This is a genomic window from Brenneria uluponensis (genome assembly GCF_032395385.1).
GTDB classification, from domain to species: Bacteria; Pseudomonadota; Gammaproteobacteria; order Enterobacterales; family Enterobacteriaceae; genus Prodigiosinella; species Prodigiosinella aquatilis.
In genome coordinates, this window is record NZ_CP135917.1 from 2,860,644 (window position 1) to 2,885,603 (window position 24,960).

Annotated in this window: 21 protein-coding genes; 5 read left to right on the forward strand and 16 right to left on the reverse strand. The window is 53.8% G+C overall.

Annotation, left to right across the window (positions count from 1 at the left end; all coding sequences use genetic code 11):
- The first annotated feature begins 6 nt into the window (after positions 1-6).
- Complete coding sequence (locus tag RS889_RS13415; RefSeq protein WP_315707644.1) at positions 7-522, forward strand: DoxX family protein; 516 nt, start codon at positions 7-9, stop codon at positions 520-522.
- 44 nt (positions 523-566) lie between these two features.
- Here RS889_RS13415 and RS889_RS13420 read toward each other — a convergent pair whose 3' ends face one another.
- Together RS889_RS13420 and RS889_RS13425 are read right to left on the reverse strand one after the other, a co-directional pair.
- Positions 567-770 carry a zf-HC2 domain-containing protein gene (locus RS889_RS13420; protein ID WP_021015650.1) on the reverse strand — a complete coding sequence of 68 codons (204 nt, stop codon included), beginning with the start codon at positions 768-770 and terminating at the stop codon, positions 567-569.
- Positions 764-1,393, reverse strand: a complete 630-nt coding sequence (locus tag RS889_RS13425) for an RNA polymerase factor sigma-70 (protein ID WP_315707645.1) — start codon at positions 1,391-1,393, stop codon at positions 764-766. The genes RS889_RS13420 and RS889_RS13425 overlap by 7 nt, the downstream gene beginning before the upstream one ends.
- Positions 1,394-1,563: 170 nt before the next feature.
- Here RS889_RS13425 and RS889_RS13430 point away from each other — a divergent pair, with 170 nt between their 5' ends.
- Entirely contained in the window at positions 1,564-1,917 is a 354-nt protein-coding gene (locus RS889_RS13430; protein ID WP_021015648.1) for a carboxymuconolactone decarboxylase family protein, read from the forward strand.
- Between the two features lie 116 nt (positions 1,918-2,033).
- Here the strand turns inward: RS889_RS13430 and RS889_RS13435 are convergent, their stop codons facing one another.
- Positions 2,034-3,155, reverse strand: coding sequence for an NADH:flavin oxidoreductase (locus tag RS889_RS13435; protein WP_315707646.1), 1,122 nt, complete (start codon positions 3,153-3,155; stop codon positions 2,034-2,036).
- Between the two features lie 100 nt (positions 3,156-3,255).
- On the opposite strand from RS889_RS13435, the gene RS889_RS13440 reads away from it, so the two are divergent.
- Together RS889_RS13440 and RS889_RS13445 are read left to right on the forward strand one after the other, a co-directional pair.
- The gene (locus RS889_RS13440) at positions 3,256-3,642 is read left to right on the forward strand and encodes a winged helix-turn-helix transcriptional regulator (RefSeq protein WP_315707647.1); all 387 of its coding nucleotides are present in this window, start codon (positions 3,256-3,258) and stop codon (positions 3,640-3,642) included.
- 71 nt (positions 3,643-3,713) lie between these two features.
- Entirely contained in the window at positions 3,714-4,304 is a 591-nt protein-coding gene (locus RS889_RS13445) for a class I SAM-dependent methyltransferase (RefSeq protein ID WP_315707648.1), read from the forward strand.
- Positions 4,305-4,336: 32 nt separating this feature from the next.
- Here the strand turns inward: RS889_RS13445 and cueO are convergent, their stop codons facing one another.
- The 6 genes from cueO to cmoM form a co-directional block, all read right to left on the reverse strand.
- The gene (gene cueO, locus RS889_RS13450) at positions 4,337-6,037 is read right to left on the reverse strand and encodes a multicopper oxidase CueO (RefSeq protein WP_315707649.1); all 1,701 of its coding nucleotides are present in this window, start codon (positions 6,035-6,037) and stop codon (positions 4,337-4,339) included.
- 138 nt (positions 6,038-6,175) lie between these two features.
- On the reverse strand, positions 6,176-7,489 hold the full coding sequence (locus tag RS889_RS13455; RefSeq protein WP_315707650.1) for an NAD(P)/FAD-dependent oxidoreductase: 1,314 nt from the start codon (positions 7,487-7,489) through the stop codon (positions 6,176-6,178).
- A 172-nt stretch (positions 7,490-7,661) separates the two neighbouring features.
- Entirely contained in the window at positions 7,662-12,101 is a 4,440-nt protein-coding gene (gene mukB / locus RS889_RS13460; protein ID WP_315707651.1) for a chromosome partition protein MukB, read from the reverse strand.
- The gene (mukE, locus tag RS889_RS13465; RefSeq protein ID WP_021015641.1) at positions 12,098-12,832 is read right to left on the reverse strand and encodes a chromosome partition protein MukE; all 735 of its coding nucleotides are present in this window, start codon (positions 12,830-12,832) and stop codon (positions 12,098-12,100) included. Before mukE ends, mukB begins: the two co-directional genes overlap by 4 nt.
- Positions 12,813-14,135: a chromosome partition protein MukF gene (gene mukF, locus RS889_RS13470; protein WP_315707652.1), complete on the reverse strand. Its 1,323-nt coding sequence runs from the start codon at positions 14,133-14,135 to the stop codon at positions 12,813-12,815. Before mukF ends, mukE begins: the two co-directional genes overlap by 20 nt.
- On the reverse strand, positions 14,132-14,917 hold the full coding sequence (gene cmoM / locus RS889_RS13475; protein WP_315707653.1) for a tRNA uridine 5-oxyacetic acid(34) methyltransferase CmoM: 786 nt from the start codon (positions 14,915-14,917) through the stop codon (positions 14,132-14,134). Before cmoM ends, mukF begins: the two co-directional genes overlap by 4 nt.
- A gap of 156 nt (positions 14,918-15,073) precedes the next feature.
- Between cmoM and elyC the strand changes: the two genes are divergently transcribed.
- Positions 15,074-15,868, forward strand: a complete 795-nt coding sequence (gene elyC / locus RS889_RS13480) for an envelope biogenesis factor ElyC (RefSeq protein ID WP_315711048.1) — start codon at positions 15,074-15,076, stop codon at positions 15,866-15,868.
- 5 nt (positions 15,869-15,873) lie between these two features.
- Here the strand turns inward: elyC and RS889_RS13485 are convergent, their stop codons facing one another.
- The 7 genes from RS889_RS13485 to RS889_RS13515 form a co-directional block, all read right to left on the reverse strand.
- Positions 15,874-16,767 (reverse strand): YcbJ family phosphotransferase, encoded by an 894-nt coding sequence (locus RS889_RS13485; RefSeq protein ID WP_021015637.1) that lies wholly within the window; start codon positions 16,765-16,767, stop codon positions 15,874-15,876.
- A gap of 242 nt (positions 16,768-17,009) precedes the next feature.
- Positions 17,010-18,275 carry a pectate lyase PelN gene (gene pelN / locus RS889_RS13490; protein ID WP_425475078.1) on the reverse strand — a complete coding sequence of 422 codons (1,266 nt, stop codon included), beginning with the start codon at positions 18,273-18,275 and terminating at the stop codon, positions 17,010-17,012.
- A 447-nt stretch (positions 18,276-18,722) separates the two neighbouring features.
- Entirely contained in the window at positions 18,723-19,475 is a 753-nt protein-coding gene (gene kdsB, locus RS889_RS13495; protein WP_315707655.1) for a 3-deoxy-manno-octulosonate cytidylyltransferase, read from the reverse strand.
- Positions 19,472-19,654: a Trm112 family protein gene (locus RS889_RS13500; RefSeq protein ID WP_021015634.1), complete on the reverse strand. Its 183-nt coding sequence runs from the start codon at positions 19,652-19,654 to the stop codon at positions 19,472-19,474. Before RS889_RS13500 ends, kdsB begins: the two co-directional genes overlap by 4 nt.
- Before the next feature lie 51 nt (positions 19,655-19,705).
- Positions 19,706-20,716 (reverse strand): tetraacyldisaccharide 4'-kinase, encoded by a 1,011-nt coding sequence (gene lpxK, locus RS889_RS13505; protein ID WP_315707656.1) that lies wholly within the window; start codon positions 20,714-20,716, stop codon positions 19,706-19,708.
- Positions 20,713-22,461 carry a lipid A ABC transporter ATP-binding protein/permease MsbA gene (msbA, locus tag RS889_RS13510; RefSeq protein WP_315707657.1) on the reverse strand — a complete coding sequence of 583 codons (1,749 nt, stop codon included), beginning with the start codon at positions 22,459-22,461 and terminating at the stop codon, positions 20,713-20,715. The genes lpxK and msbA overlap by 4 nt, the downstream gene beginning before the upstream one ends.
- Positions 22,462-22,500: 39 nt before the next feature.
- Complete coding sequence (locus tag RS889_RS13515) at positions 22,501-24,753, reverse strand: ComEC family protein (protein ID WP_315711049.1); 2,253 nt, start codon at positions 24,751-24,753, stop codon at positions 22,501-22,503.
- Positions 24,754-24,960 lie beyond the last annotated feature (207 nt).

Below are 24,960 nucleotides of genomic sequence, written 5' to 3' on the forward strand. Positions count from 1 at the left end.
ATTCCCATGGCCATTACCTCTCTGCACTCCAAACCCGCCAACACGCCACGGTTCAGGTTATGTTCACGGGTTATCGCCGGTTTTAGTCTGATTCCGGATAGCCTGATTACCTTGCTGGCCCGATTTTCCATTGCCGCCATTTTCTGGCGCTCGGGACAGACCAAGATTTCCGGTCTGGCAATTGATCTTGTTGCGGGGAATATTCACGTAGGCTGGCCTCACCTGAATGAGTCCGCCTTGTATCTGTTTAAAGAAGAGTATCGCCTGCCCTTGATTCCCCCGGAGTTAGCCGCCCTGATCGCGGCCAGTGCCGAGCATGTGCTGTCGGTATTGCTGTTAATCGGTCTTGCCACCCGGTTTTCAGCCTTGGGGTTATTGATTATGACCCTGACAATAGAAATCTTTGTCTATCCTGACGCCTATCCAACACACGGCGTCTGGGCCGTGGCATTACTGTTTTTGATGGCTAAAGGCCCGGGACGGCTCTCCATCGACCACTGGCTTATTCGACGCTATGGCTGAACAAACCGCCCGCGTTCTCATCAAGAGAAAGGGGCGGTCATCCATCATTGCCCGTCATCGTCGGAATCGTCCCCTTTCCTTTTGGCATAAGCCTGCGATATCTGCCGGATAGAGAAAATTTGCTGATTAAAATTACGGCAGCCGGTACAGAGCATCAAGTGTAATCTGAGCGCTGCTTTTTCTTTTAAAGCCAGCGGACGATCCTGTGCCTCGGATAACAGGCGGGTGGCCTGACGACAAGTCAACATGACGATTTCTCCATGAACCAGTTTGCATCCAGACACAGCCGTAAACGCATGCGCGCGCGGTATAACATAATATTTAAATTGCTGACGGAGATGTTGACCGCCGTACAAATTTCATGGCTATCCAGTTCAATAAATTCACGCATCATAAACACCCGCGCCTGTTTACCAGGCAAATTCTCCAGACAGGCTTCGAAAACGCGCCAGAATGCGGCTTCCCGCACTGACTCTTCCGGGGTTTCCCATTTTCCGGGGCGTCCATCGGCGGGCCAATGTTCACGCTCGTCAAAGAGCGCCGCGAAATCCTGACTTTCGTCCTCTTCATGTAACAAACTCCGGGCTTCCGTCGTGCGCTGCTTCTGCCGCAAAATATCTGCAATCTTGTTTTTCAAAATGGCAAACACCCAGGTTTTCAGCGCGGCACGGCCACCAAAAGAAGCGGCGTTCTTTAATGCGCCAACCAGCGCTTCCTGCACAGCATCCTCAGCCTGATGATGTTCAGAAAGTTGTAATGTGGCAAACCTCAGCATTTGAAGCCGCAGGTTTTCTAAAAATTCGCGATCCATAAAGTGTGACGCGGCATCATCGTTTGAGCCACGTTTCTGATTTGCCGGAACGTCTGTCATGACTACTCTCTCTTCCCCGTATTTTCTATCGCTCATCTGGCAGCGGGTTCGGCACCATGATGGCGTATTTCCGATGCGCAATACAGCACTAAAGGATGCGTTAAAGTAGGCTATGCTAATACCAGAGAGCACATATCATCGTCCAACAGGACCGTCTATGCGGGGACATTATGAGAATCTCAACTGCGTTTCAAACCTTTCTGACTGAAGCTCCCGGTTATGCCAAAATCTGGATGAAAACTGTTCACGAACTCGGCGACACCAGTGCGCTCGACAACAAAACACAAACGCTTGCCTATCTTTCGGTACTGGCCGCAACCCGAATGACATCCGGCATTCCGTTTCATGTTGATTGCGCCAAAGCGGCGGGAGCCACGCGTGAGGAAATTACCGGCGCCATACTGATCGGCCTGCCTGCGGTGGGTAATACGGTTATTGAGTCGCTTTCTATTGCTCTGGCGGCCTTTGACCGGGCTAATGGTGAGAAACCCTGCTATCCGCGTGCGGGAGGCGATCCCTCCTGAGGCCGACACAGTAACGCCAGCACTATTCCCGCGACAGTGCAGGAATAATACTGGCGTTGATGTCTGTGGTGTCGATACCGACATCACGGCGTGAAACAATGTGGTTAATTAAAACCTCAGACCAACTCGCCCAGTGAGGCAGGCTCAAACCCTTGCAGGTGCTCAGTGTCATGCTGACGCACTTTCACGACCCAATTCGGATCGGTTATCAATGCACGGCCAATCGCGATTAAATCAAACTCGTCACGCGTCATCCGTGTCAGCAGATTGTCCAATTGTGCCGGCGTTGAGCTTTTTCCGCTAAACGCCGTTATGAACTCATCCGACAGCCCCACCGAACCCACACTGATCGTGGCGGCGCCAGTCACTTTTTTCACCCAGCCAGCGAAGTTCAGACCATTCTCGCCATCCACCTCGGGAAATTCCGCTTCCCAGAAACGACGCTGCGAACAGTGCAAAATATCTACGCCGGCTTCCACCAGAGGGACGAGCCAATCTTCTATCTCCAACGGTGTGCTGGCCAGACGTGCACTGTAATTCTGCGGTTTCCACTGACTGACGCGCAACAGAACCGGGAAGTCTGGTCCAACCGCCTGACGCACACCTTTTATCACGTCGGTCGCAAAGCGAGAACGTTGCTTTAGCGTGGCGCCGCCGTATATATCCGTGCGTAAATTGGTTTCTCCCCAGAAAAACTGGTCGATCAGGTAACCATGTGCAGCATGTATTTCCAGTGTATCAAAACCAAGTCGGACGGCATCTGCCGCCGCCCGAGCATAAGCCGCGATGGTATCGGCAATATCTTCTTCACTCATGGCCTGACCCCGCGGCATCCCTGGTGCCACCAGACCAGAGGGACTTTCAATCCCGGATTGTGGCTCCCACTCCGTTCCCGCAGAGTTAACCGATCCCACATGCCAAATCTGCGGCCCCATTTTGCCGCCGGCCGCATGGACTTCATCAATCACTTTCTGCCAGCCTTTCAGCGCCGCCTCACCATGAAAAAAAGGAATATCGGGATGATTACGCGAGCCGGGCCGGTCAATAACCGTGCCTTCAGACAGGATCAGACCCACCTCTCCCTCTGCACGCCGGCGATAATAGGCCGCCACATTGTCTCCCGGTACACCATTCGGTGAAAATGTACGGGTCATCGGCGCCATGACAATTCGGTTCTTTAATTCCAGCGATTTCAGTTTAAACGGACGAAACAGGATATCAATGTTAGGTATAGTCATCTGATTTAGCTCCTTTAATTTGCCACCATGATGGTATACATTGTAAACCTAGTGTCAATCAGGCACTCTAAAGTTACCAGGTAGCCTAGAGGAAACTTAAATGCCGTCCCCCGATAACTCACAACAGCATAACGCCTGTCACAACCGCTTTCTACTTGATCAGATCGCCGATAAATGGTCAGTGCTGGTACTGAATGTATTGTGTGAAAATCCACTGCGCTTTAATGAAATCAAACGCCGCCTGGATGGCATTACTCAGAAAGCGTTGACGCAATGTCTGCGGCGTCTGGAACGCAACGGTATCGTGGAACGTCGCGTGATAACCGCTTCACCGGTCGCGGTGGAGTATCGGATAACACCGCTCGGCCATACGCTTAAAGAACCATTTCAGGCGCTTTGTCTGTGGACGGTGAAATATCTGCCACAAGTCGAGCTGGCCAGACAGGCGTTTGATCAGAAACAATTCGAACAAGAGACGACATTGTGATGGGCTATTGTCTCATACACGCTGGCGTCGTCATCACAACACCGTGAGTTTTACTGTTATGGAGCACTTCAATGTGGAATGAAAAATATACCAGTGAACAGTTTGTTTATGGCACTGAACCCAATGATTTTTTGAAAGAAAGTAGCCATCACTTTGTTCCGGGTAGCCGCATTCTCTGTATTGCTGAAGGCGAAGGACGCAATGCGGTCTGGCTGGCGAGCCAGGGATTTGATGTCACGGCGGTGGACGCTTCCGACGTCGGTCTGGCCAAAGGCAAAAAACGGGCTGAAGCCAATGGCCTGAAGATCCAGTGGATACATGCTGATCTCGCGACTTATGATATCGGCAGACAGCAGTGGGGGGGCATCGTCGCGATTTTTGCCCATCTTCCGCCGACATTGCGCCATCAGGTGCATGGAAACTGCGCCAGCGGATTGCAGAGCAGTGGCGTGTTCCTGCTTGAAGCCTATACGCCGGAGCAACTGAAATTTAAAACCGGCGGTCCTTCCGATATCACCTGGCTGATGACCCCGGAAACCCTGCGTCAGGAATTACCGGGATTACGGTTTGCGCATTTACAGAAACTGGAACGTGAAATCCATGAAGGGATCGCGCATACCGGGCATGCCAGCGTGGTACAGCTGATCGCCCGGCGAGATTAGACCGCTTCCGGACACCGGCACAATGCGCGACGTCACGCTACCGTGAACGACGTCATCATGCCGGTGTCTTCATGTTCCAGCAGATGACAGTGCGCCATGAACGCCCGTTCTTTAGGGGCGGGATGATCGAACTTCACCAATACCTGGCTGACGCTCCCCTCCACCCGCACTGTGTCCTTCCAGCCACGACGGTGCGCTGCGGGTATCTGACCGTTTTCGGACAAAATACGGAACTGGGTGCCATGAATATGGAAAGGATGCAGCATCATGTCACCTACCGCGGAAACGGACCAGACTTCATATTCACCACGCTTGACGGCAAACATCGGCTGTCCCATCTGGAAGGCGACGCCATTGATACGGTTGGCGGTCATGATATCCAGTGGCTGTGACGTTGATTGATCATTCATCATGCCGCCAGATGTCGTTTGATCATCCATCATGTCGCCGGGAGATGTCGTTTGGCCATTCATTCCCTGGTGTCCTTCGTGGATGGGCATCTCGTTCGTGCCGGCACGCCCGCCATCATCGCCCATCATCCCTTGTCCTTGCATCATTCCCGACATGCCGCCATTCGCACCCATATTCATCTGCATGCCGGCCATAGCCTGCGGGCCATAACGCTGCATCAATGCCAGCATACCGAGCCGGTCAAGTCGTGGGTCCATCGTCAGTTGCAGGTTGCGGGTTTTCAAGCCTGACGTTGGCGGCAGAGCGGGAAGCCTAGCCAGCTTATCCGGCAGTTTTCCGCTACTGGTCTTCAATGTTGGCTGAATGTGCAGCACCGGCAGTGGTGCATCAAATGGTGGCAGTGTCATACCCATTTGCGAGACCGGCAACGTCACGATATCAAAGGCCTTACCATCGCGGGTATCCACCAGCACTTCAAAACGTTCGCCCATCAAGATCGGCAGTGACGTCACTTTCACTGGTTCCGCCAGCAGACCGCCATCACTGCCGATCACATACAGTGGCCGGCCGTCGCTGGTCGCCAGCATCAATGAGCGAGCATTACACCCATTGAGCAGACGCAAGCGCAACCATCCGCGTGGTGCCGCATGCTGTGGGTAACGCATGCCGTTGGTCAGCATCAGATCGCCAAACCAACCCACCGCCGCGGACATTTCGTCCAGATGGTAGTCGATCTGCCCTTTTTCGTTCAACTTTTTATCTTGCAAAATCAAAGGGATGTCATCCACTCCCCACTGAGAAGGCAGTGCAAGCCCGCGGCTTTCGCGATCCTGAATCAAGATCAAACCGCCCAATCCCATCGCCACCTGACGCCCGGTGACACCATGCGTGTGGGGATGAAACCATGCCGTCGCGGCTGGCTGATCAACCGTAAAGCGCGCAGTCCAGATCTTGCCCGGCGCGATCAATGCCTGAGGCCCACCATCGGCATCGCCCGGAATCTCCATGCCATGCCAGTGCATGGTGGTCACTTCTGGTAGCGTATTATTTACATTGATGGTGACGGTCTGTCCTCGTTCCAGTTGCAACGCCGGGCCGAGAAAACCCCCGTTGACGCCCCAGGTCGCGGTTTCCATTCCCGGTAGCCAGCGCATATTGCCGGTCTGTACTTTAAGAGCCAAATTGCCGCCCGCATCCGGCGTCAATAATGGCGGCACCGGCAACACCGGACGATCAGCGGCAAACGCGCTGCTGCTCCACCCAGGCAGCGCGCTGGCGGCCCCCAGCAGAGCGGTAATTTTGATAAAATCACGGCGATACATATCAATTTCCTCTGTACAGTAATAAAGCAGGAAGAAAAACGATAACCGCTGTCAGCCTGCACCTTCCCGTAACTGGAAGGTCAAGGCCTTTTATATCTTATATCCGCTGACGCGGCAGGTCCGAGACAGGCACGACGCCTAATACTCCTTACGCCCCAGCCAACGCTCTTTAAGTATGCTGCCTTGCACACCGAGATCAAGAAATGGACGTGGTGGAATATAATTGGGTTTTCCCAACGCCAGCATATCGGCAATCAACGGATTATCCACGCCAGTCGCCAAATCCGCCAATGTGCTGCCAGCCACCGTCTGTTTTGAAATTCCCGCCCCGTTGCATCCCACTGCCGCATAGACATTGTCGCCGTATTTTCCCCAGCCCGGCGCACCATTGCGCGTCACGCTGATCATCCCGGACCAGGTGTGGGCAATCTGCACATCCGCCAATTGCGGGAAGCGCGATAGAAAAATCTGGCGATGCTGCACGACCAGTGGTGTGGTTCTCAGCGCCGTCACCGTGTAATCCGGCACATATTTCACATGCTGACGAATCAAAAAACGGTGATCGCGGGTATAGCGCAACGTCGCGCCGGCAATCGCATTGGCCGGTGTCATGCCCCATGCAGCGATATTGCCGATGCGCTGTTGTTGTTCCGCAGTCAAAGGTTCGGTGAGCGTGGCGAAAGTGGAAAGCCCCACCAATTGGTTGGAAAATGGCGCCAACTGGCGGGCGCACCCATTAGTTGCCACCATCAACTGTCCGGCCCGCACTTCACCATAAGGTGTACGCACATGAATATCGCGGCCCGTGTTGATCTCCAGCGCCGGGGATTTTTCATACAGGGTGACGTTATCCGGCAGGCTGTCCACCAGCCCATACACCAAGGCAGCCGGATTAAGCAAGACACAGCTCGGCGTATAGATGGCGGCATGGTAATAATCGGTGCCCAGATTTTGCGCCAGTGACTTACCCTCCAGTCGTTGACAGGGCTCATCCAGCGCCTGTAGTTCATCAGCGTACTGCGCCAGCAACCCATCCCATTCAGGACGCACGATGCAGTGATATTTCCCGCTACGGTGCCAATCACACTCAATCTGATGTCGGTGTATCAACGCGTCCAACTGCGCCATCCCCGCCTGTAATAAGCGGCGGTAGTTGGCGGCTTTTTCCAACTCGGCGGTGGAGCTGCCGATGTTATGCGGCAAATCAATGGCAAAACCGGAATTACGCCCAGAGGCACTCTCTCCCGTCATGGCGGCATCGATGATCACCACCTGCTTATCAGGATGGTTTTCCGCCACGCGGCGGGCAAAGGCGAGCCCGGCATAACCGGCGCCGATCACCAGCCAGTCGGCCCGAACATGACCACGCAAAATCTTTTTCACCTGCCGGGCAGGAATGATCGCCGACCAGCCATTGATGTTGTCATCCAACGGTAATGCCTTGATTTTCAATTTTTCTCCCCTGAAGCTAAATCAGATTTCCGTTAACGCCATAACTCATCCGCCATCCGAACGATCCACATAAATGCCCGTCTACGCAAATTGCGCAATATAAAGGGTGTCCGTGGCGGGTATCGTGACCAAATAGTCGATGATGCCCGCTGGCGCGGGCATCGGTGAGAAATTATGATGCTTGCTGCGTTTGCTCGGGTTCGGTGGCGAAACCGCGCAGACCGACGACATGAACATGTTCGTGGTTCTGGAACATCTTACGCACCAGCTTATAGGTGGTGCCTTTTTCCGGGCTGATGTTTTCCGGCGCAGCGATGATCAGCTGCATTTCCAGCCGATCACACAGCTCAAACAACGTGGCGATGGATTTGGCATCCAGACGTGCGGCTTCATCGAGGAACAGCAAACGACAGGGTGAAATATCCTTGCCGCGCAACCGTTTCGACTCTTCCTCCCAGCTCTGTACCACCATCACCAGAATTGACATCCCGGTGCCGATGGCTTCCCCGGTGGAAAGCGCCCCGCTCTCGGCACGCAGCCAGCCGTCGGCACCCCGGTTTACCTCAACCTCCATTTCCAGATAGTTGCGATAATCCAGCAGTTCTTCACCGATGGTCTGCGGCGTGCGCTGCCCCATATCAATTTCCGGATTCAGGCGCTGATACAGTTTCGCCAGCGCTTCCGAGAACGTCAGGCGGTTGCTGTTGAACAGATCCTGATGCAGTTCCTGTTGTTCAGACAATACGTTAAGCAACGTGGTGTGCGTTTCCCGCACATTGACGTTAAGCCGCACGCTTTTCACCTGACCGAATGACACCGATTGCAGCCCCTGATTCAGCATGCGAATGCGGTTTTGTTCACGTTGAATGGTCTTGCGGATGATATTCGATACACTGCGCGAGCTGATGGCCAGCGTTTGTTCACGCGCCGTCAGCTCTTCCGTCAGACGGTTCAGTTCAATTTCCATCTGTTCGATGGCTTCCACCGGATCGTCGGTACGGATGATGTCCTGACGGATACGTTCACGCAGGTGTTGATATACCGCGATATAGAACTGGATTTTACGTTCTGGCCGTTTTGGATCTTCCGACAGGCGCAGTACATCGCGCAAATGTTCGTTATCGGCGACCGCCAGACGCAGCGCTCCCAGCGCCTTATCCGACATGGAGCGCAATTCGTCACCCTCCAGATAGGCCAGTTCACGCCGGTGCAGACGCCGCTCTATACCATTGTCTTTCACCAACCGCATCACCGTGCACCAGCCAGATTTGGCCGTCACCACCTGTTCGCGGTTAGCGTGATAATCACGCTCCAGCTTACGCAGTTTCTTCTGTAGGCTGTCCATTTCCGCTTCACAGAAGGTAAGTTGTTTTTCCAGCTGATTACGGCGCGCTCGATTATTACTCAGTGAAGCATGCAATTCATCCCGACGCTGGCGAGCACGAGACTCCGCCTCCGCATCCGCACGCACGCCGATATCCGCCAATTCCTGCGTTAACTCTTTGAGCATATCGCTCTTGGCATCAAAAGCGCTCTTCAACGACGCTTGCACCTGACTGTACTGCGTCAGTTGGCTCTGATGCTGCCGTAACTGCTCACGGGCCTGGGTACGTTCCGCTTCCGCCTGCTCCAGCCGTTGGCGCAGCTTGTCGTTCAAATCGGCATTGGCGTGCAACATCCCCGCCGAATCGGTGTAACCAAAGTGCGCGCGACGTTGCACCACTTCCGTCAGGGAAAACGCCTGCTGTTTCGCCAATCGCTGCGCGCTTTGCGCCTGCGTATAATCTTCCTGTAGTTGCTCATGCTGCTGCGGGTCATTCTGCAACACGCTAACCAGCGGCTCCAGCTTCGCCAGTGTGGCGCCATGCTGCTGTAGAAAACGGGCCGACGCTTCTGCCTCATCCAGTTCGGCGCGAATCTCTTCAGCACGATCCGTCAGGCTGTCGTCACATAACAGGCTGATACGCGGGATCAGTCGGTTCAACAGCGACACGCTCTCTTTCGCCTGTTCATACTGCTGACGCTGTTGCTGATTTTCGTTGTCAAAATTACTGATAGCGCGTTCCAGCTCACCCCGACGGCTGCTCAGTTGACGAATATCCACTTCCGGGTCGTCATCAAACACCACCGCCAGATGGGTGCCAATAAAACGGCTGAAAGCCTGATGCAAGCGTTGGGTTTTCTGCACGTCAAACGACAGCGTGGCATACTGCTCCGCCAGTTCTTCACGTTCATCGCGCAGGGTTTCCAGCCGTTGTTCTCGTGCGGCCCGGCCAAACAGCGGCACGTCGGGGAAGCGGGAATAGCGCCACTGGCGATCGGAAACTTTCACCACCACCGCTTTTTCCAGCTCTTCCATCGCGAACACGCTGTCATCAAATGACTGCGGATCGCCTTCAATCAGGTATAAATCTTCCGGACAATCTTCCAGATTCTCCAGGTGCTCGCGCACCAACGACAGATCCGTTACCACAATCCCATGACGGGATGGCCCGTATAACGCAGAGAAATACGGCGCGTCGTCCAGCGTGACATCGTCATAAATTTCCGACAGCAACACCCCGCCAAAGCGCTCCGCCAGCGCGTTCAAACGCGGGTCTTCCGAGCCGCCCGGTTGGCTGAGGCGCTCAATCTGCGTTTCTATCGCCCGTTTGCGGGACGCTACGTCATCACGCTCGACGGTGGTTTCCCGTTCACGTTCCAGCAGTTGCTGCATGTATTCCGTCACCTGACGGCTATCAGCAAATGTTTCGCCGCTCTGCTCGCAGAGTTGAGTCAGGGTCTCCTGTGCCGCCAGCCACACCGGCGCCCGAACAGTTAACTGCTGAATACGCTGTTGGGTCTGCTCTAGTTCCTGGCGCAACGTCATGCGACGCTCACCTGCTTCCTCCACCAACACCGACAGGCTTTCAATCCGCGCTTCCAGCTCCTGCTGCAAGCTTTCCAGCGCTTCCGGCTGATAGCGCGTCTGTCCGTTACGGTTATTGAAATCCTGCAACAACCGTTCGGCGTCCTGCTGCTCACGCTGGCGCTGTTCCAGTTCGGAAAGTCGCATGCGCAGGGGATGGACACGCTCGGCCTGATACCGCTGTTGTGAACTGTCACGCAGTAATTCGCGCGCCACTTGCCAGGCGTCACGACGACTGACGGCCCCGGCGATACTGCTCACCAGTTGATACGCCTGCTCGAACTGGCTGTGGGCGGCATCCGCCACGCTCAGCTTCTGTTCCAGCATCAGTAATAGTTCGGTGGCTTCCTGCTCTTTGGCGTGAATACTGTCGAGCCATTCATCGGCGTTATCGGCGCTCAGTTCCGGCAACTGGCACAACGTGCGAGCACGTTCCAGCGCCTGCTGCGCCTGCTGATACTGTATGGCGCGGGTTTGCTGTACATCCAGAGCCTGCTGATAGTCGGCCAACTGGCTTTTCAGCTCATCCACCTCCTGCTCGGCGGCATCGGCGCGGGCTTCGTTTTCCTGCTGTTGGTCACGCGCCTCTTCCACCACCTCATTCTGCTCTTCCAGCCGGTAACTCAGCTCTTCCAGATCGGCATTATAACGCTCGATCTTTTCCTGCTGGCGCATCGCCGTCTGTACCAGATTCAGGTGATCGCTGGCGGCCTGATAGTCGGTTTCCAGATCGTTTTCGGCTCCGCTCTGCTCCGCCAGCTCGCGCGCCATCTCCACATGGCGGATCTGCTCATTGCCCAGTTGTTTACGGCTACTGAACAGATCCCGGCGCAGTTCCAGAGCGCTATCCAGATGAATACGTCGCTCGTTGGCGTGGCGCATATAATCAGCGGCCACATAAGAGGTCGCTTCAGAAATCAGATGTTTGAACAGATCCCGGTCCGACTGGGTGACGCGAATGGCTTCCAGCGTCATGCGGTTTTCCCGCAGAGCGGCTTCCATATCCTGAAACGCCTTGCGTACCCCGCTGTTTTCCGGCAGCAGATAGTCACGCAACGAACGGGTAATGGCGCTGGAAATCCCGCCGTACAGCGAGGCTTCAATCAAACGATAAAACTTGCTGCGATCAGCCGAGGAGCGCAGACGTCGCGGCACAATGCCCAAATCAAACATCAATGAGTGATAGTCGGTGATGGATGTGAATTGCTTGAACTGCACGCCTTCCATCTCATCAAGGCGCTCTTTCACTTCCTGCAACGACAAGACCCGTGCCTGATGATCGCCCACCAGTTGAGTCAGAATTTGAGTGGGCGAAACCGATGTCGGCAACCCCTGAATGATGAAGGGCTTGATATCGACCTTTCGATCACGGCCTGCCACCTGTTGTAATCGCACGCCGACCAGCACTCGCTGATGGCGGGAATTGACGACATCCAACGCGGAGTAGCACACGCCAGCACGCAGCTTGCCATGCAGACCTTTATCACGGGAGCCGGAGGTTGCCCCGGCCTCGGTGGTGTTACGAAAGTGCAGTAACGTCAGATCCGGGATGAGCGCGGTGATAAACGCCGCCATGGTGGTGGATTTACCGGCGCCATTGCCGCCAGAGAGGGTGGTTACCAACTCATCCAGATCAAAAGTCCGGGCAAAAAAACCGTTCCAGTTAACCAACGTCAGTGAGCGAAATTTACCGCGTTCAATCATTCCTGTTCATCCTCAACACATTGGTCTTCACCGGAAAGGTTATCACCAGCCGACTCGCTATCATCGCTATCGTCCAGCGACAGGCTGCTATCCATCGGCATGGCTTCACCATCACGGATCATTCTCAATTGGGCTTCGCGCGGATCGTCACCGCTGCGCACATCAGCGCCAAAACGAAACGCCGCTTCGGTAATGCGAAATTTGCTGTTGTCATTACCCATAAAATAAATCATGCCCAGACGACGCAAGCGGTTCAGGGAGGTACGCACTTTTTCCTGCAACTTTTGTCGGTCCAGGTCAGAACCGGTGGAACGCTGGTTTACCAGCTTCAGCAGTTTGTTTTCATCCGCCAGACTCAGCAGTTCCTCATACAGTTCCTGTTGGCTGAAAATACCTTCGTGCGCCAGACGTTCCGGGCTGAGGTAGAGGTAGCAGAGAATTTTCCCCACCATCATATCCAGCGCAGACAGCACCGAACGTGGAATCAAGGTGGTGGAACGCGGACGCAGATAGAAAAACCCTTCCGGCGCACGGATCAGCTCCACATTATAACGGCTGTAGAAATGTTCCAGCTCATCTTGAAAATCCATCAGAAAGGCGTGATTTTCCAGTTCTTCTACGCCGATATGTCGACCAGCACGCAATTGACTGTCCAGTGCGGGAAACAGTGTGTTAGACAGCGCTGTCACCAGTTTGGCTGATACGATTGGTTCAATATTTGTCGATGACATGGGCCTGTACCTTGGCTCCGTATTCATTGATTGCCTGCCACAATGCTGGCAATCCGGTGAAATCTGCTTCGGCCACCCCCAGGCGTACTGCCTGGTCGACCACGATTCGGGCAACATCAAATTGTTGTGAGCGAGGATACTGCACCAGATAGTTGCGCATCACGTCGCTCAGATTCAACGGAACCTGTTGCTGTTTGTAGTGCAGTAAGGCCTGCTCCACCAGTGCCGTGATCTGCTCACGCACTTCACTGAACTCTTCATATTCCAGATCGGGCGGCAGTTCGCCGGTCACTTCTTCGCTGCGCAGCGCCAGCTCTTCATCACGCATATCCAGCAAACGGTCAGCGTTAGCGTAGGTCAAGGCCCAGGGGTTGTCGAAATAGTTCTGCACCGACTGACGCAACCGTTGGGAGAAGACCCGGTTTTTGTCCATATCAATCGCGGTACGGATAAATTTGTGTACGTGACGATCGTAACCGATCCACAGATCGATAGTTTGCTGGCCCCAACTGATAATGCGGTCCAGTTTGCCCTGTAAATCGAACACCAGATTATCCACAAAACCCAGTTCGGCGTTGCCGAGGGTCGCATCCTGAATGCGCAGCAGGCTGGTTTGCAATTTGTCGCCTGCCGCTTCCAACGTATCCTGCAACTCCCGCAGGGTATCGGAGGTCTCGGTCAGCAATTGTTCACAATTGAAAATGGCTGTGCGCCAGTCCTGACTGAGCAAGGCGGCGATATTGTCTTTCACCCCTTGCTGCTGTTCATCCATCACCCGCTGAGACAGATCGATACTGTCAAAAATTTCCGCCACCGAGTATTTCAACGGCGCGTAGACATTACGGTGCCAGTGGAACTCGTCACCGCCCTCTTCTGCGGCATCCGACGCCCGGCCCAATTCCTGAGCCACGAGCGAAAGCTGCATGGAAAGCCGCAAGGCGGAGAACTCCCGCTGACGGATGTAATAGTCGCTGATGCCGATCCCCAGCGGGGTCAGCCGATAAATAGCATTGCCATCCGCCAGTTCGCTGGTAAACCGACTAAGCAGCCGCTGGCGTACCAGATCGTTAATCGCATTATTGGCACGCACCGTAATGGTTTCGTGGGTCTGCTCAAATCCTCGGCTAACGTGGCGAAAGGCATCCACCAACTCGCCTTCGCTCATTTCGCCATCCATACGTTCGCTGTTCAGCGTGGCAATCGCCAGCAGGAAAGTCAGACGCTCCGTCGGGAGTGAAAGTGCAAAGTCATTTTTTCTAGCCCAGGCGACCAGTTCGGGTACGGTCTGGGAAAAGTCACTCATAATACATCCTTCAAAAGGGGCTTATTCGCCATGACATGGATGTAGCGCCCCAGGCTGACAAAAGGTTCCTGCCGGCAATAACGCTGTTCCAACGCCAGCAAAATGTCAAAATCGTCAATCTGTTGTTGCTTGTTCTGCAAATAGTCATGAAACACCCGCACGCCGGTTTTACCACTGATGGTCAATCCCAACGAATCAAGCCACTGGTAAACTTGCTGTGGGTCCAGCGGGTGATCGGGGGATAGCGAACGCCGTTTACGTTTCGGCATTCCCGACGCCACATAACCAAAGTTACCTAACACCATGTTTCGCATCAGCAAGCCATGATGATTATAAAACATCAGCGACAACGCGCCGCCGGGTGCCAGACAATTCGTCAGCGCCTGTAGTGCCTGCTGAGGCTCGGCTACCCATTCCAATACCGCGTGAAACAATACCAGATCAACCGGTTTTTCTATATATGAAGCGATATCCTGTGCGGCGCACTGCACAAAACGCATATTATGAGAAACGTTTTGCGCCAACGCCGCTGTTTTGGCGCGTTGAATCATCTCATCGGATAAGTCACACAACAAGACCTGATGTCCTAAAGCCGCCAGCTTGCAGGCCATGTAGCCAGCCCCGCCCCCGGCATCCAGAATCTGCAATGGCCGCGACGGCAACGTAGACAGCAAGGTCTCCAGATCTTGCCACAATACAGCCTGACGCAGTTTCCCTTTGGTGGTGCCGTAGATATTCTGGGCAAACTTTTCGGCGATGTCGTTAAAGTTACGATCCTGCATTCCACGGTTCCAGGTTATTGGTTCAGCGCCGTCAGATGTTAACGGGCTGTTTTTCTCTCAACCTGACATTTTGTCACAGGCTAGCGTAGAATAAATCGTCTTATGCCACTATCTTATTCCGGATGGCGTTTTTTCACTCAAAACGGACACTATTTTATGCTTTTTGCCGCCAAAAAATATATCGGCAGCTTGCTGCAACCGTTGCCTTTGCTGCTGCTACTGATGGGAATGGCTCTACTGCTAATCTGGTTTTCCCGTTGGCAGAAATCCGGGAAAACGCTGCTATCGCTAAGCTGGCTGACACTGTTGCTGATTAGTCTGCAACCCGTGGCCGACTACCTGCTGCTACCGCTGGAATCGCAGTATCACACCTGGCAGTCCAGCTCGCAGGCACCGCATGTCAACTATATTGTGGTCTTGGGCGGTGGTTACACCTTCAATCCAGACTGGGCGCCCAGCTCCAATCTGATCAACAACAGTCTGGCCCGTGTGGCCGAAGGCGTTCGACTTTATCGTGCCAATCCGGGTTCGAAACTGATATTTACCGGCGCGGCAGCACAGGGGAATCCGGTCAGCAGCGCCAAGGTCGCGTCACAGGTGGCGGAAAGCCTCGGTGTGCCGACACAGGATATGCAGTTACTGGATACCCCTCGGGATACCAAAGAGGAAGCCATGGCCACCTTCGCGCTGATCGGTCAGCAACCCTTTATATTAGTCACCTCGGCCAGCCATATGCCACGGGCGATGCGCTTCTTTCAGGCTCAGGGATTAAACCCGATTCCGGCTCCCGCTAACCAATTGGCAATCACTACGCCACTGAATCCGTGGGAAAAAATCTTCCCGTCCGCACTGTATCTTTCACACAGTGAACGCGCCTGGTATGAAACGCTGGGCAACTTATGGCAATACATTAGCGGCACAACAGAACCACAACCGCAGAAGCAGGAATAATCACGCTATTCCAGCCAGGGCAGCAGTTCGCGGGAAGCGATATCGAAGACGCTCCGGTCCAGTTGCCCGGTGTGGATATAGCGGGAAATCGCTTCCCAAATGGCATATAACCAGCGGCGATAGATGAAATCTTCAGCCACCGGTGCCTTGCTGAGGTAGTGATACAGCAATTGTTCCGGCATACCGGACTCACACAGCCGGAACAGTTCATATTCCCGTGGCGCCCACAGCACAATGCCGGGATTGATCATCGCCAGCAATTGATCGCTGCGGGCATCTTTCAACATACTGCGCAATGACAGATTGCCGTGCACCAATACACATCCATCATCGAAATCGTCAAACAATTCGGGTAAACACTCACGGGAACGATAAAGTAATGTGCGATCTTCCTGCGTTAACAGCGGGGCATTGACGTTCACCACGGTGGACCATAGCACCTCTAACCGCTGCTGATACCAGTTGAACCAGCTATTTTCCTGAATGCTGTCAACCGTACCGACGCAGCTGTGGCTATCAATCCGATGCCAGGCCAACACACTTTCCACGATCTGATCCATCAGTGACACCCAGCGCGCGGGGGTTCTGGGTGGCGCCTCCACCGAAACGCCGCGCAACCGTTCGATCAACAACAGTTCTTTATAAGGCGGCTGATGGGTAGTGACCAGCCCATATACGGTTGGCAAACGGACATCCCCCTCACGGGCCAGCATGGTCAGCTTGTAAGCTTCCTGTTGTGCGATACCCTGGCAGACATAACCTTTGGCAAGCAACGGAATGGCATTGCCTTCTTTATCGTACAAGGCATACAGGTTGGCGTAGGGTTGTTCACTGATACATTCGAGACGACTGAGCGATTCCCCCAGTACCGTACTTAATTCCGCTTTTAACAATTCCATAAACGGCCAGACCTCTGTTGAGCCGGAGTGCTCAAGCATTTATCATGCGGTCAGAAAATGACAATTTCTTCAATACAGATCAAATAAAGCGTAAAGCAGGCTTTGATTAATAATAATCTGATCAGGCGCGGATGCCCGCTTACGCAGAAATAACATGAAATGCCACGATTTTTCCGCGACAAGAACATCCGCGCCGCGCTCAACGATGATGCCCACGGACACACAGGCATTCGTCTTAAGGCTTACTCACGTTCAAACGCGCCAAGGTCCGGTGCGGATCCCTTGTATGGCAATTTGACATTACCCCCCTTGTCGATCATCCAACTGCCGGATGCCAGGTGCAGACTTTTCAACTCAGGCAGACTGCCGTCGGATTGGCGGGCTGCATCCCAACCGCTGGTGGATACGCTGCGGAATTCAGCATCGGACAACACATTACTGAAATTCCAGGAGTTATAACGCATGTTGGCACCGCTGCTATTGGACAGCGCAGTACCACCGTAGGCGATATTATTGCGCAATGTCCCGAGCGCAACGCCATTGCCGCTCGAATCAATCCCGAGCAGATTGAAGTTAGGATGATTTTTGTAGCCGGTATTGTTGAAGTAGTCATTTGCCAGCGGGTGATGATTGGTATAAAAACCAGCGGCTTTATTCAGGAAAGCCACCGAATTACGTACCGTATGTTTAGCGGCATTACTCACATATACACCGCCATACCCCCCGATCTTGAAACCATTCCCGTTACCCGCAGCAAGCGACGTTGTCGTACCCGGCAGATAGCCATGTAGCCAGGCCCAGGAGTTCTCAATAATCACTGATGAATAGGCGTTGATCAGGTCAAAGCCATCGTCAGAGTTCCACCATGCCCGACAGCCACTGAAAATATTGCCGGGCATATTGGCGGAAATATGAGCACCAAAGCCATCAGCACTTTGTCCTGCGCCGTTGGACGTCAACGGATCATAGTTATGGTGGGAATCGCTATTGAGAATGGTGTTGTAGGCGCCATTCTGTAAAAACAGTCCGGTCCCCATGATGTGATGAATATTGAGCTGTTCGAAGATATTGTGGCTACCTTTGATCCACACACCCCATGACTCATGGTTCTTGTTGTTATGTTGCGGCACGCCGGTAATTTCCAGGCCTTTCAGCGTGATCCAGTCCGCCACCACATTGAAGCCTTTGACTCGACAATCATCCGTCATCTTGCTGAAATCGAACACCGGCGTTTCCCCCGTGTAGGCCATATACTCGATCCGGCTACCGGATGATCCACTCTTGTTTAAGGTAATCGCATTCACCGTATCCGTCTGGCTGGAACAGCTATTCAGACCCGCCGTGAATGTATATTTACCACCACGGATCCACAACCTATCGCCCCCCGTGAGCGTTTGTTGTGCGCGCGCAAACGTTTTCCAGGGTGCGCTCTGGCTCCCCGATGCCGAGTCACTCCCCGTCGGGGCCAGATAGTATGTTTGTGCTAAACATTCAGAAAAAGAACCCATCAAGATGCATCCCAGAAGCAGTGAAATTCTATGCCCTTTAATATTCATAGCGTTAATCCATCCTTAGTCACATTAAGTTAAAATAACCATAGAAAAAGATAAGATTGGATTATCATTTAGACAAACATGAAGGCTGAATTTCTTGACACGACATGAATATTAATTGCAACAGGATGGTAAGGTCATAGCCTCGTCATCAAGGCCGGATGCCAAAATAGCGGTATAAGGTTTTGATGACACGTTCTTCATACTAATCAGCATCATCTCCGCACAAACCAGCATTCTATCGGCCAGTCAATACAGACTGTAGGGATGATGATGGGCATGTCAGGATAGTGGACATGCGGGATGGCGACCTTCTGTTATTCTCGCGAAACGAGACACCCTTACTGACATCGGTCTTTATGCCTGTTTTCACAGGCAAAGACCGACTTCACACCGAAGAACTCAACCAGCCGCCATTGCAATCCGCACGCGGGCCAAATCTTCCGGAGTATCAACACCCACGGAGGGGATTTCTTTTGCCACTGCGACATGAATTTTCTCGCCATACCACAGCACTCGCAGTTGCTCCAGCAATTCAATCTGTTCCAGTTGGCTCGGTTCCCATCTTACATAGCGGCGGATAAAGCCAGCGCGATAGGCATAAATACCGATATGACGCAGGAAATGATCACCAATGGTTGCTTTCGATTGAGCAAACCGTTCGCGATCCCAGGGGATCGTAGCGCGAGAAAAATAGAGTGCATAACCTTCAGCATCGGTCACCACTTTTACCGCATTGGGATTGAACGCTTCTTCGCTAGTGGTGATCGGGACCGCCAACGTTGCCATCCCGGCGACACTGGCCGCCAGGTTTTCGGCTACCTGCCGAATGATAACCGGCGGGATCATCGGCTCGTCACCTTGCACATTCACAATGATATCGTCATCAGCAAAGCCATACCGTTCAATGACTTCGGCCAGACGCTCAGTACCGGAATGGTGGTGTGGGCTGGTCAGGCACACTTCGCCCCCCGCCTGTTGGATCACCTGCTCGACATCCGGATGGTCGGTTGCCACAATCACGCGCTGAGCACCAGACTCTTGTGCCCGCTCCATCACATGCACCACCATCGGTTTACCATTGATATCCGCCAACGGCTTACCGGGTAAACGACTCGACGCAAAACGGGCCGGAATAATAGCGGTAAAATTCATCGTGAAATCTCATCCTGCGACAGTTTGCGCGCCTCATGTTCCAGCAACACCGGAATACCGTCACGAACCGGATATGCCAGCCTTTCTGTTTTGCAAATCAGTTCCTGCTTCTCTTTATCAAAGACCAAGCGTCCGTTACATACCGGACAGGCAATAATTTCAAGCAAACGGTGATCCATGCTTCCTCCATAAAGAAGCTATTTATAAGTGAAGGGAAACCCAGACCCGCATCAATCTGCACGATGCTTCCCCTGCTGATAATTCGTTAGCAGTTGTTCCAGCCGGGACAACAACGCAGCGGCAGGCACCTCGGATAATACCGCGTCTACTGGCAGATACCACCAGTTCGTCTGGGCGAAATGACGACATTTGACAGCATCCTTTTCTGTCATGATCAACGGCTGCGATTGATTGTCCGTCAGAGCACTGAGGTGCTCCGGTTGATAGCTTTGGTGATCGGCAAATGCCACTTCACGGCATAGCGTGGCCCCTTTCTCACGCAAGGTGGTAAAAAAACGCGGCGGATGTCCAATCCCCGCCATCGCCACCCATGCAGGAAAATCTGTCACGCTACGTCGTTCGCCACTGACCAGATTCACCGCTTCGCTCGCAATCAGATGCATGGCAATTTCACCCGCGCTGGCTTCACCGCCATTCACAATCACGGCATCAACGGTTTTCAGCCGCCCGGCTCGTTCACGCATCGGGCCGGCGGGCAACCACCAGCCGTTACCAAACCGCCGCACGCCATCTACCACTACCAGTTCCATATCCCGCGCCAGCGCGTAATGTTGCAATCCATCATCGGTGATAATCACATCCAGCGAATGCTGTGCCAGCAATGCGGCAACCGCCTCACAACGCTTCGGCGCCACCGCCACTGGCGCGCCGGTACGCTGATATATCAATATTGGCTCATCCCCGGCCTGTGCCGTGGTGACAGTATCACTGACCACCAACGGATAGTGATCCACTTTGCCGCCGTAGCCACGCGATACCACACCGACCCGGTAACCCCGCCGCTGGAGTTGTTCCACCAGCCAGATAACGACGGGTGTCTTGCCATTACCACCGGCGGTCAGGTTGCCCACCACCACCACCGGTAAGGGCGCGCGCCAGGCGCGACGCCATCCCAGGCGATAACTTAAGCGGATGAAACCGCTGATCAGCCCGAACAACACCGACAGCGGTATCAACAGCCAATACAGCCGCGATTGTCCCGACCAGATGCGCTCAATCATGCGCCGAACTGCATTCTATACAGCTGGGCATATGCCCCGTTGCGTGACAGTAATTCAGCATGTTCGCCACGCTCGACAATCCGCCCGTCTTCCACCACCAGAATTTCATCCGCATTTTCAATGGTGGAAAGACGATGGGCAATAACCAATGCCGTGCGATCTTTCTGCAATTCATCCAGTGCGGCCTGAATCGCTCGCTCCGACTCGGTATCCAACGCGGAGGTCGCTTCATCCAGAACCAGAATCGGGCAATCACGCAGTAACGCACGGGCGATGGCGATACGCTGACGCTGACCACCAGACAACAGCACACCATTCTCGCCAATGATCGTATCCAGCCCCTGCTCCATCTTGCTGATAAAATCCATCGCGTGCGCCATTTCAGCCGCGCGCTCAATATCTTCACGGCTGTAGCGATCATTACAGGCATAAGCAATATTGTTGGCGATAGTGTCGTTGAACAGATGCACATTTTGGGAAACCACCGCCACCTGGCTGCGCAGCGTAGCCAAGGTATATTCACGCAGATCATGCCCGTCCAGCATAATTTCACCGGACTGAATATCATAAAAACGGGTAATCAGGTTGGCGATAGTGGATTTACCCGAACCAGAGCGCCCGACCAGTGCCACGGTTTTTCCCGGTGGAATATGCAAACTGATATTTTTCAACGCCAACGTTTCCTTACCCGGATAGGCAAAATCCACGTTACGGAATTCAATAGTGCCTTGAACATGTTCCAGCGTCCGCTGGCCAGTGTCTTTTTCCTGTTCCAAATCCAGAATTGAGAACAGGGTCTGGCAAGCCGCCATACCACGCTGAAACTGGGAATTGACGTTAGTCAGCGATTTCAGCGGGCGCATCAGCGCAATCATGGAAGAGAACACCACAGTGATAGTACCTGCGGTGAGTGTCGCCATTACCGATGGGAAACTGGCGGCATAGAGCACAAATGCCAACGCCAGTGACGCGATCAACTGCACGATGGGATCAGAAATGGAAGCGGCGGATACCAGTTTCATGCCCTGTTGACGCATACGGTTGCTGACAATGTCAAAGCGCGCGGCCTCCACTTCTTGTCCGCCAAAAATCAATACTTCTTTATGCCCTTTAAGCATCTGTTCCGCACTGGTGGTCACCTGCCCCATGGTGTTCTGCATGTTTTTACTGATAGCGCGAAAGCGTTTGGATACCACCCGAATACAATAAGACACGACTGGGGCAATCACGATCAGAATCAGTGACAACTGCCAGCTATACCAGAACATCAGCACAAACAAGCCGATGATTGACGCGCCTTCTCTCACTACCGTGATCAGCGCGTTGGACGATGAAGAAGCTACCTGCTCAGAATCATAGGTGATACGAGATAACAGTGTACCGGTCGATTGCTGATCAAAGAAAGAAACTGGCATCCCCATGATATGGCTGAACAGGCGACGACGCATGTTCATGACTACTTTTCCGGAAACCCAGGCGACACAGTAGCTGGAAACAAAGCCCGACACACCGCGCATGACCATCAACCCGATAACCACCAGCGGCATCCATACCAGAATACTGCGGTCAGCTTTACCAAACCCCTCATCCAGCAGCGGTTTGAGCAGCGACAGCATCAGTGTATCGCCAGCGGCGTTGATCACCAGCGCAACGGCCGCCACAATCAACCCTGTTTTAAAAGGAGAGATCATCGGCCAGAGGCGACGAAACGTCTGCCACGTGGAGAGATCTTTATCATTCATCATGCAATAAACCTGAGCCTATTAAAGAAATAGCCGCCTATATTACTCATTATCCCGGCTACCGCCAAACCACCTGTGGAACCAACGAGGGGATATGTCCCTCCTGTAGCGCAATATTCGCCATGAATCGTTGAAAAAACGCACACTCAGTTGACCGAATGTCGCCGTGTCCGCCCACTGATATCCATAATCACGATAACGCCGCACAATCTTTGCAGACGGCAGCCGCCACGGGCTGTAGCGTGCCGCTGAAGCCAAAATGGTCGTGGCGCCAACGGCCCGTATGAACGGTGGCGATGACGATGTGCTACTGCCATGATGCGGTGCCTGCAATACTTCCGCCGCCAGCAAGGTGCGTTGGTTTTTTAATAACTCGGCTTCGGCTTCCGCCTCCAGATCACCGGTCAGCAACACCCGGTGCCTGCCATCGTCAATGCGAACGACACAGGAATCATTGTTTCCGGCGGATTGTACCCGTGATGGCGGCCACAGTACGCTGAATGTCAATGTCTGCCAGCGCCATTGTTGCCCGCGGACACAGGGTAGATGGTTATGCTGTCGCAGCGGACTATAAACCGGTATGGTGGGAAAAATACGCTGTAATGTCTGTAATCCGCCGATATGATCCAGATGGCTATGGCTGATAATGATTTTCTCCAGTTGTAACCCTCGCCATTTAAGATATGGCAGGATTTCCCGGCTGACCATATCCCCACCTTCCCAGCGATTACCGGTGTCATACAATATCGCCTTTCCCTGGCGCTCTATCACTACCGCCAGACCATGCCCGACATCCAGCATGTCCACCCGCCAATCGGGTGATGGCGGCTTCGGCCTGACGAGCACAAATAACAGCAGAGCGCCGATACTGACGGGATACTGTCGCCACCAGGCAAAACGCCAGATAATCACCGCCCCCCATCCAAAAGCACTGAACGCCAGAAAATCAGCCCCGCGATCCCACCAGCCATCCTGCACCACGGTCAACGGGGCGAACACCAGCGCCAGAGAACGATCCGCCAGCCACCACACACCGGCCCCGATATCCAGCACACCCGTCAACGGTAAAGCCAGCAGAATCAATGGCGTGGAAATAAACGAAACCAGTGGCACCGCCCACAAATTGGCCGGCAGCGATGTCAGGCTCATGCCATGGAACAATACAATCTGTAGCGGCAACAGCAACAGCGTGATCCCCCATTGTAAATGCAGCCAACGCAGTAGAAACCAACGTTTATCGCGCTGAAAACGAATGGGTAGCGGCGCCCACTGATACCAGAAAATTAATGATGCTACCGCCAGGCAGGATAACCAGAAACTATCCGACAGAATGCTGAGCGGATCACTGAACAGGATTAAGGCGACACACCACAACCACACTTGCCAGGGAGAGCAACTGATGCCGCGCAACCGCAACAGTGTCCAGATACTGAGCGCCAGCTCCGCTCTTACCGCTGGCGGGTTAGCGCCAGCCAACGCGACATAACCCCAGGCCACCAGCCAGCCAAACATCAGCGGAAAACGGTAACCAACCCAGCGTGGGGGAAAACTGTACTGAATTGCGCGGGCGATACCCCAGCCGAACAGCGCCGCCAACGCAACATGCAGCCCGGATATCACCATCAGGTGCATCGTCCCGGTATGCTGCAACAGAATACGGGTTTCATCCGCCAGCGTGGCCATCTCCCCTACCGCCAACGCCAGCAAAATAGACCGCCACGGCAGCGATGCCGTCTGTTGCTCAATCCGGGCGATCAATCGTTGGCGCAGGCTACAGTCAGCGGACACCACCGCTGCACTCAGCACCCGTCCGGTAAAGAGTTGTCGATGCGCCAGCGCCCAACGCTGACGGTCAAATCCACCTTCATTCAGGCGGCTGTGCGCTGGCCGCAAGCGCAGCCTCATCTGCCATTGTTGCCCGCCACACCAGTCGGTCATTGGCGGCATGGCATTCAACCGGACGTACAGCGGTGGAAATATCCAACGCTGGTTGACCTGCCACACACGCACTTCCGGCGTCTCAATACCCGCCTTAGCGAATCGCATACTGCTGATGCTGACCTGTGCGGTCACCGGTTTGACACTGAACGCGTCTATCTGCCCGAGCGTCATGCGGGCACTGTAGCTACTCCAGAACACGCCAACCGCTACCAGTCCAACCACATAAAACCGTGTTCGCACCAATAGCAACAACGGTAGCAACAGCATGAGCGTTCCTGTATCGGGAATCCTGGGCAACACCAGCAGAGGCAACGTGCCGACGACCAATGTGACCGCCAGTTGATTCAATGAAATTCTGATGGTATGTCCCTTTCCCTTTGATGACCGTCCTGTGCGTCGCTTTCGGTCACATTGCCATCACGCTGGCGACAATTCGTTACGGCATGCACTCTGCCAGACCGGTCATCGCCGTAACAGCATCAGAAAAGAAAGTCGGAATCACCACCGCAAATAGTCTTATCTGTTGCACTCTGTTTCAGTACATCAGGGAGTGCTGATGAG